The 5640-nt window shown below is 44.1% G+C and carries 7 protein-coding genes, 7 tRNA genes and 2 rRNA genes; all 16 read right to left on the reverse strand.

Features of this window, described 5'->3' with window-relative positions:
• Positions 1 to 73: ribosomal RNA gene (locus AC58QT_RS35845) — 16S ribosomal RNA — on the reverse strand; the annotation flags it as partial.
• 316 nt (positions 74 to 389) lie between these two features.
• Positions 390 to 1457 carry an FUSC family protein gene (locus tag AC58QT_RS35850; protein ID WP_497413110.1) on the reverse strand — a complete coding sequence of 356 codons (1068 nt, stop codon included), beginning with the start codon at positions 1455 to 1457 and terminating at the stop codon, positions 390 to 392.
• Positions 1458 to 1588: 131 nt separating this feature from the next.
• Positions 1589 to 1786, reverse strand: coding sequence for a DUF3934 family protein (locus AC58QT_RS35855; protein WP_497413111.1), 198 nt, complete (start codon positions 1784 to 1786; stop codon positions 1589 to 1591).
• A gap of 25 nt (positions 1787 to 1811) precedes the next feature.
• Complete coding sequence (locus tag AC58QT_RS35860; RefSeq protein WP_497413112.1) at positions 1812 to 2255, reverse strand: HEAT repeat domain-containing protein; 444 nt, start codon at positions 2253 to 2255, stop codon at positions 1812 to 1814.
• Between the two features lie 235 nt (positions 2256 to 2490).
• Positions 2491 to 2676, reverse strand: coding sequence for a hypothetical protein (locus AC58QT_RS35865; RefSeq protein ID WP_497413113.1), 186 nt, complete (start codon positions 2674 to 2676; stop codon positions 2491 to 2493).
• Positions 2677 to 2780: 104 nt separating this feature from the next.
• Positions 2781 to 3446 carry a thiaminase II gene (gene tenA / locus AC58QT_RS35870; RefSeq protein WP_497413114.1) on the reverse strand — a complete coding sequence of 222 codons (666 nt, stop codon included), beginning with the start codon at positions 3444 to 3446 and terminating at the stop codon, positions 2781 to 2783.
• A 193-nt stretch (positions 3447 to 3639) separates the two neighbouring features.
• Entirely contained in the window at positions 3640 to 4227 is a 588-nt protein-coding gene (locus AC58QT_RS35875) for a thioredoxin family protein (protein WP_497413115.1), read from the reverse strand.
• Between the two features lie 28 nt (positions 4228 to 4255).
• Positions 4256 to 4678 (reverse strand): VOC family protein, encoded by a 423-nt coding sequence (locus tag AC58QT_RS35880; protein ID WP_310502970.1) that lies wholly within the window; start codon positions 4676 to 4678, stop codon positions 4256 to 4258.
• A gap of 165 nt (positions 4679 to 4843) precedes the next feature.
• Positions 4844 to 4917, reverse strand: a tRNA-Pro gene (locus tag AC58QT_RS35885).
• A gap of 9 nt (positions 4918 to 4926) precedes the next feature.
• Positions 4927 to 4998: transfer RNA gene (locus AC58QT_RS35890), tRNA-Gly, on the reverse strand.
• Positions 4999 to 5040: 42 nt separating this feature from the next.
• A tRNA-Leu gene (locus AC58QT_RS35895) sits at positions 5041 to 5120 on the reverse strand.
• Positions 5121 to 5139: 19 nt separating this feature from the next.
• Positions 5140 to 5215 (reverse strand) — tRNA-Lys (locus AC58QT_RS35900).
• A 16-nt stretch (positions 5216 to 5231) separates the two neighbouring features.
• Positions 5232 to 5306: transfer RNA gene (locus AC58QT_RS35905), tRNA-Gln, on the reverse strand.
• A 10-nt stretch (positions 5307 to 5316) separates the two neighbouring features.
• Positions 5317 to 5390 (reverse strand) — tRNA-Trp (locus tag AC58QT_RS35910).
• Positions 5391 to 5402: 12 nt separating this feature from the next.
• Positions 5403 to 5484, reverse strand: a tRNA-Tyr gene (locus tag AC58QT_RS35915).
• 47 nt (positions 5485 to 5531) lie between these two features.
• A 5S ribosomal RNA gene (rrf, locus tag AC58QT_RS35920) occupies positions 5532 to 5640 on the reverse strand; the annotation flags it as partial.

Below are 5640 nucleotides of genomic sequence, written 5' to 3' on the forward strand. Positions count from 1 at the left end.
AAACCCGCTCGACTTGCATGTATTAGGCACGCCGCCAGCGTTCGTCCTGAGCCAGGATCAAACTCTCCATAATAGAAAAGCTGACTTGCTCATTTGAAGCTAGCGAGATTTCACAATCTCTTTTATAGTCGATTACTCGACTGTGCTTACTCACTCGTTGTTCAGTTTTCAAAGATCAATTTCTTTCGTTCGCTACCGTGTTACCGAAGCAGCGAGAAGTAATATACCATATTGATTTCTCATTTGCAAGCTTTATTTTATTTCATCCATTCGTGAAGATGTTCAACACGTTCAGAATCCAATGGTTTGTGCTTGCTGCTTCTTGTCCTGTTCGGAGCAAGAAACATAATATAGCACAAACCATTTCGTAATGCAAACTTAAACCTGAACTATTTTAGACGAATACTTTTTAGCAAAATCTCAAGAGGTTCCCTCTCTTCAGTCTCCCCTCGATGATCATGCTCCACAAGCTTATCCAACCGCGCGATCTGATGACCATAGTCATACATGGCTGCAGCCACAATGGAGAGTCGAAGCATACCATTTGGTTGCTCGCTGTATCGCGCAAGGAGATCGACCATAAACTGTTCGTTCTCCGCTTCAATCTCCAAACCATCCGAGCTCGTTTCCTTCAACTTATCATCGTATTTCAATAGTACATGCTCGTGGTACTTAATCAATTTTTCCATATGATCATCGAAACATACATCTGTTTCCGCACTTGGGGAAGCCTGAAAATAATGCTCATCTACTGCTTCCAGTACTTCAAGTCCCTTGGACATAACAAGCAGTTTCTGTTTGTATACGACGAGTTCGCGGATACGTTTGGAGCCGCCGCCCTTCAACTTCTTAATCTCTTCTTCCATAAGTCTATATTTCTCTGACAATGACTTTAAGCTATTGCGAAGACTTTCCTTTTCTTCACGAAACACCGTTTCCTTAATCTCATTTGAAATCACCGTGCGAAGGAGTAATGACATTTTGCTGAAAATAGACCCGATCTGTGCTGCGAATTGCTCCTTAGGCTTAGGTGGGAAGAATAGGACATTCACCACAAACGCACAACCGATCCCGATTAAGCTAAGCAGTAGTCGATTAAGCGCAAAACGCCACTCCCCCGATGCCTCCATCACAGCAACTACAGTAACTAAGGTAAGACCAATTGTCTCTTCCATACGTAAACGTAGACTAAGAATGATAACAATAATACATACAATGCCAATAGCAATCACATTCTGCGAGAAAAACATCCCCGCCAATAAGGCAAAAGCCGCACCAAGAATGTTCGTCTGCAACTGATCCAAGAAATAACGCCAGGAGCGATATATCGAAGGCTGCATCGCAAAAATTGCCGCAACAGCCGCAATGACTGGTGGCGTGAATTCGAGCCAAGCACTTATATATAAAGCTAATGCAACAGCGATGCCTGTTTTCCACACGCGCGCCCCAAATACCATGACTCTCACCTCATCCAAAATATCCTACATCTATCTTACACAGGTCATGTGACGGATGCAAAACATCATATTATAACGAAAAACCACCCCTGGCAAACAGCCAAAGGTGGTTCGTAGCTCAACAGAATCTGCTAAGCTTTGGTACTTTTGGTACTCGGACTACTTCCCGCACTTGATGTACCGGATGCCTTGGCCGCCATTGCAGCGGCTTTTAGACCTTTACTCTTGTAGGGTTTCGGGGCACTCTTCGCTCGGTTCTCGCTTGCTTTCCACCGATTCCAGCCTTTGCTGTCAGTACCTCTACCTGTTCCACCTTTACCCTTAGCCATAAACTCACTCCATACCTATTACTTCTTATTTATTAGTTAATAAACCCGACCAAGTCGATTCTAGCCATTGATCAAAATCAGCGCCTTTGTCACCTTCGTAGGTGTCATACACATCACTTCTCATTTTTTGCAGCTTTTCTTTGAAAGCCTCATACGTATGACCTTCAGGTAAGCTTTTCTTAATGCGAAGCAAAATTTTGCCCACACCTTTGATCAGGTCACCTTTCTTACGAGGAGGCAATTGTACATCCTCACCTAGTAGTTTAAGCTTGCGGTAAGCCGTCTCCTGAATGACATATACCGTATCGTTCGCCATTAGACGTTTAAGAATATGAACGGATTGTTGGTCATCATGCTCGCCTAATGCCTCGACAGCTGCAAGACGTTCCCTCCAATTCGATGTGCGGTTTGCTGCTTTTTTTAACTCTTCAAAATCGGTTGGTAATTCATTGTGTAATTCAATATTCAACGGATTCAAGCTCCTTCTGTGTGCTGTATGTGTTAGATGTTACACTTTTTTTAGGCGGAGTGCCAACTTTTTGAAGGGATTAGTTTATGGAAGTACCCTTGATACATGATTTTATGAGTTTAAATAACCATACAAAAAGACTAGCACATTAAAAAAGCAACGATCGGCTCGCTTAATCCGCGAACGTCTCGTTGCTTTTCTTTTTTCATCCCTATCAACAATAACATGACATCACCTAGCTCAATACAACCCCCCTACAGTACTTGCACACTGGCGCATCGATCTCAATTTCCTCCTTGCAGTAGGAGCAGGGCTTGTGCGTTTTCACTTCAGCAGGCGCTGTGGATTTACTTCTTCTTAGACTCATGACAACCAGCACACCAACAACCACGACAATCACAGCCAAAACCCAATAAATCATACGAAACACCTCCCAGTTGATAACCAACTTTTGATGATTTCCGTATATGTATATTCGCTCACTGGAGTGTTATGAATGCGTTTCAGTTACGCTTATGTCGAAAATTACAGCCACATCTGCTGCTGATATGACATTTCCCAAAACAGAGTCTCATAGCGAGTTGTATTCAAGAAAATGGTTTCCAATCGCGCTAATTCGCTTTCTGATTTCCCTACAGCTAGTCGATCCATGAGAGAAATACACCATTGCGCGTGTTGACCAAACTCGTCTGAACTGTACCCTCTCACCCATTCACCGTAGTCTGGATGATCTACTGCACCTGGAAATTCCTTCAACATACGCCCAATCTCCCAGTAACTCCACATACAAGGAAGCAAGGCTGCCGTCAACTCGGCTAATCCGCCATTCTGTGCTACATGCAACATATAATGCGAGTAAGCGAGCGTTATCGGTGATGGTTCTGCTTGCTCCAACTCGGCTTTCGTAATTCCGAAACGAGCCGCGTAAGAACGATGAATGCCCATTTCCTCATGTAAAATATTACTAAGAGACGCTGAGAATTCACTCATCGTTGTGAGATCTGGTGCTTTGATCGCACCTAAGGCGAATAATTTGGCATAATCAATTAAATATAAATAGTCTTGAATCATATAGAACCTAAATTTATTACGGTCTAGGGTACCTCGACCTAGTTCTTGAACAAAAGGATGCTGCTGAGTTTGCTGCCATTCGTGTTGATATTTTTGGACTAGGTGCTGGGTAAAGGACATGATGGATTCTCCTCTGACATGAGATTCTAATGATTTATATAATGAAATTGCATAAGTAGATTTGGTGAACTCTACTATTTTACCATATATTAACTTTAATTCTAGTTCTAAATCATAGATAAAAAAACAATGACCATCCATTGTTTGGAGGATCATTGTTTTACGAATAGATATGTAGGTTGGATAAGGCCCGTTAGACCAAGTCACAGGCATCAGCAGGCATCCAATGCGCATCCTTACCGTCCCATTTCACATTACACCCAAGTGGGTTCGTCAACGGCAACGTAATCGCTTGACCAGAGGTCAGCTCTTCTAAGGCGATATCTAAATTATTTATTGTGATTTTTGACGCATCCTTAGGATTATCGACGCCGCGTCCCGTGTAGACTAATTTACGGTTTTCATCAAAGACATAAAAATGCGGCGTTCTTAGTGCTCCGTAGGCTAATGCCGTTTCTTGGGATTCGTCTCTCAGATACGTCCATGGATACTGATGTTCCTCCATGTGCGATACCATATGTTCAAAGGAATCTTCTGGCTTGGTGTTCACGCTGTTAGCGTTGATGCCTACGAACTGCACACCTTTATCTTTATAGCGATTGGCTGTTTCGCGTGTAACTTCATTAGAACCGATTACATAAGGGCAATGGTTGCAGGTGAAAAAAATAACGAGCGTCTTGGCGTCGCTGAAATCCTTCAACGTGTATGTTTGTCCATTCGTAGCTGGTAATGAAAAATCAGGCGCTTCATCTCCGAGCGATAAAGTAAAGGTAAAAGCCATGTCTCATGCCCCTCTCAACCCTGAAAATTTATAGTTGGTTCTCCCCAGTGCTCTGGAAAAACTCAATGATTTCACCATTTAATCCTTTAACAAAGGCAATACGTACAGGTGTTGGTGGATTCACGCCTAGAATGGCGTCTTTCGGTGCTACCGTCACGACCGCACCAGCAGCTACGGCTACCTCAACAGCAGCATCTACATTATTACTGCGAAACGCAACATGGAAGAAATAACCTTCTGGTTTCTCCTCCCCTGTCCCACCAGCGAACACCTCCATGTAATTCCCATCACCAGAGTCAAGCAGAACTGCTCGCTTATCCCCTTCTCCCCAGTTGTTCTTCTCTACAAATCCTAAACCTTCTGTATAAAACTTGACTGTTGCGTCAAAATCATTCGCTCTCAGTGCAACGTGATGAAAACCTCCGCCGCCTATTTTCGCATTCGTTCCCACTTACTTTAGCCTCCTTCAAATGATTACTTTCACTTCTTTTCCAGTATACTCGAACATGTCCGGTTAGAAAATGAGTTACATCAAGGTAACTTAGTTACCTTGGGTAAGAGAGAAGTACAAAAAACCACATTCCTTCATCATGATGATGAAAAAATGTGGTTGATATCGGGACGACACGATTTGAACATGCGACCCCCTGCTCCCAAAGCAGGTGCTCTACCAAGCTGAGCTACGTCCCGATAATAAAAAGCGGAAGACGGGGATCGAACCCGCGACCCTCGCCTTGGCAAGGCGATGCTCTACCGCTGAGCCACTTCCGCATAGGGATCCCCAAACCGTAAGTTACGTTTGGGGATGTTTGATGCGCGTAGAGGGACTTGAACCCCCACGGTCACCCGCTAGATCCTAAGTCTAGTGCGTCTGCCAATTCCGCCATACGCGCATGCTGTAAATAAGGCATGTGGTGAGTCATGTAGGATTCGAACCTACGACACCCTGATTAAAAGTCAGGTGCTCTACCAACTGAGCTAATGACTCAAGTGTTGTAAAAAAATGGCTGGGGATCAAGGATTTGAACCTTGGCATGACGGAGTCAAAGTCCGTTGCCTTACCGCTTGGCTAATCCCCATTGATGTAATTGGCAGGGGCAGCAGGAATTGAACCCACACCAAAGGTTTTGGAGACCTTTGTTCTACCCTTAAACTATGCCCCTAGATAAGGTATATGGAGGCTGATGGATTCGAACCACCGAACTCGAAGAGAGCAGATTTACAGTCTGCCGTGTTTAGCCACTTCACTAAGCCTCCATAAAGGCAATTCTAACTAGGCAAAAAAAATATCCCAAAGGGATACTGCTTGGCAACGTTCTACTCTCCCAGAACCCTGCGGTTCAAGTACCATCGACGCTGGAAGGCTTAACGGTCGTGTTCGAGATGGGAACGCGTGGATCCCTTCCGCCATCA

It is taken from the genome of Paenibacillus sp. J31R109, from assembly GCF_059692055.1.

Excerpts from the sequence above, each read along its gene's own strand:
- AC58QT_RS35875 (WP_497413115.1), bottom strand. The coding sequence starts at position 4,227 with ATGGCTTTTACCTTTACTTTATCGCTCGGAGATGAAGCGCCTGATTTT.
- AC58QT_RS35855 (WP_497413111.1), bottom strand. The coding sequence starts at position 1,786 with ATGGCTAAGGGTAAAGGTGGAACAGGTAGAGGTACTGACAGCAAAGGC.
- tenA (WP_497413114.1), bottom strand. The coding sequence starts at position 3,446 with ATGTCCTTTACCCAGCACCTAGTCCAAAAATATCAACACGAATGGCAG.
- AC58QT_RS35865 (WP_497413113.1), bottom strand. The coding sequence starts at position 2,676 with ATGATTTATTGGGTTTTGGCTGTGATTGTCGTGGTTGTTGGTGTGCTG.
- AC58QT_RS35850 (WP_497413110.1), bottom strand. The coding sequence starts at position 1,457 with ATGGTATTTGGGGCGCGCGTGTGGAAAACAGGCATCGCTGTTGCATTA.